Raw genomic sequence first — 1,809 nt, forward strand, 5'->3', positions numbered from 1 at the left:
TCCCAGCCAACCAAACCCGAAGATTCGGCCAGCCCGGGGTATAAAACAATTGGCACTGGCTTTACAAGCACCCTGTTGAGTTCTCAAAGAACAACCACACACCAGCCAAACCACCGCACCAACGGCAACCCGACCGGGGTAACTTCTCCAAGTTACTTGGACTGAATTCCGCTGTCAAATTCGCTGTCGCGATCTGTCAGCCTGGTTCAGCCTTATCCACGTTGTCACGCACACCGTTTCCGGTGGTCGTTGCGATCGCGGGAATCAGCAGACCGGCCGGCATCCGCTTTCGCGGTGCCCGCCCGGCTCCCTGCCGGCTTCAGAACCTTACCCGGTCGGCTTCGCGTTCGCAACCCCGACTTTCCGAGGAGTTCCGCACCGCCCGATCCTCAGCATCGCTCGGCGTCTCCGCCACGATCCTGGTGCCCGCTTTCGGCCAGTTCGTCCGGCCTCCCGCGTGCAGAGAGAAAGTTACGCGGACGCCCCACGGAAGGCAAATCAATGATCGTCACTACCTTCGTCGGCGGGCATCACCTGCCGGGCTGTGCACCCTGCCGGTGTTGTGCCCGCGCACCGAAACAACGCCGAGGTGGCCGATCCGTGCCAGAGTGGCTGCCATGGATGAGGCGTCCCGCTCCCCCACGGTCACCCTCGCCGACGACGCACTACTGGGACTCCTGCTGCCCTTCTGGCAACTGGTGATCGCAGCGGTCGTGCTCGTCGTCGTCGTACTGTCGGTCGTGCGGCTGGCCCGGCGCGGGCCCTCCAGGATGGGAACGGCCCTGCTGGTGACGGCGGCGGCGATCATCACGCTGGCAGTCGTGGGGGTGCTGCTGAGCTGACCGCGCCCGGCCCCGCCCGCGGGTGCGTCAGAGGCGGCGGTTGGCCAGGCTGGGCAGCTCGGCGCGGATCGTGCGCAGCCGGTCCAGGTCGAGGTCGACCACGGTGAGACCCGGTCCGTCCGGCACCTGGCCGAGCACCGTGCCCCACGGGTCGACCACCATGCTGCGGCCGAAGCACGTCCGGCCCGGGTCGTGGTCACCGGTCTGCCCGGCGGCGGCCACGAAACACTGGTTCTCGATCGCCCGGGCCCGCAGCAGGACCTCCCAGTGGTCCCGCCCGGTGTGCATCATGAACGCCGCCGGCACGACGAGCAGGTGCGCTCCCCCGTCCGTGGCGAGTCGCCGGTACAGCTCCGGGAAGCGCAGGTCGTAGCAGATGGTCAGGCCCACCCGCAGGCCCTCCACGTCGACCACCACCGGTTCCGCTCCGGGGGCCACCGTGGCGGACTCGCGGTAGGACACCCGCCCGGGGATCTCCACGTCGTACAGGTGGATCTTCCGGTAGCTGGCGGCGAGGGTGCCGGACCGGTCGAAGACCAGCGAGGTGTTCCAGGTGTGCGCCGGATCCGGCCCGATCTCGTGGAAGGAGCCGGCCACCAGCCAGATCCCCAACCGGCTGGCCACCTCGGCGAAGAAGGTGCCCACCGCCCCGTCCACCCCCTCGGCCGGCGGCATACCGTCGGCCGGGCCGAGATAGTCGACGTACTCGGGAAGGACCGCCAGGTCGGCACCGGCCGCCGCGGCCCGCACGAGCAGAGCCTCGGCGGCGGCCAGGTTGGCCGACCGGTCGGCGCGGGCGTTGAGCTGGCAGACGGCGACGCGCATGCTGCCCAGGGTACGGGCGGACGGCGACCCGGGACAGTGCGCGGCCCGACGGGGCCGGAACGCGGACCCCCGCCCGGGGCTTCGTCCCCGGACGCCGGGCGCTCGGCCACCTGTCGTCGACCACCGGGCACCACGTGGACGC

The 1,809-nt window shown here is 69.8% G+C and carries 2 protein-coding genes; one reads left to right on the top strand and one right to left on the bottom strand.

Going from position 1 to position 1,809, the window contains the following annotated elements:
* Positions 1 to 617 precede the first annotated feature (617 nt).
* Positions 618 to 842, top strand: coding sequence for a hypothetical protein (locus tag ACOJTC_RS06280; RefSeq protein WP_204928614.1), 225 nt, complete (start codon positions 618 to 620; stop codon positions 840 to 842).
* A 27-nt stretch (positions 843 to 869) separates the two neighbouring features.
* Here ACOJTC_RS06280 and ACOJTC_RS06285 read toward each other — a convergent pair whose 3' ends face one another.
* The gene (locus ACOJTC_RS06285) at positions 870 to 1,667 is read right to left on the bottom strand and encodes a carbon-nitrogen hydrolase family protein (protein WP_420116133.1); all 798 of its coding nucleotides are present in this window, start codon (positions 1,665 to 1,667) and stop codon (positions 870 to 872) included.
* Between the last annotated feature and the right edge of the window lie 142 nt (positions 1,668 to 1,809).

This window comes from Micromonospora sp. (assembly GCF_048594385.1).
GTDB classification, from domain to species: Bacteria; Actinomycetota; Actinomycetes; order Mycobacteriales; family Micromonosporaceae; genus Micromonospora; species Micromonospora wenchangensis.

Bases quoted from the DNA above. Each gene is read 5' to 3' on its own strand.
- ACOJTC_RS06280 (WP_204928614.1), top strand. From the start codon at position 618: ATGGATGAGGCGTCCCGCTCCCCCACGGTCACCCTCGCCGACGACGCA.
- ACOJTC_RS06285 (WP_420116133.1), bottom strand. From the start codon at position 1,667: ATGCGCGTCGCCGTCTGCCAGCTCAACGCCCGCGCCGACCGGTCGGCC.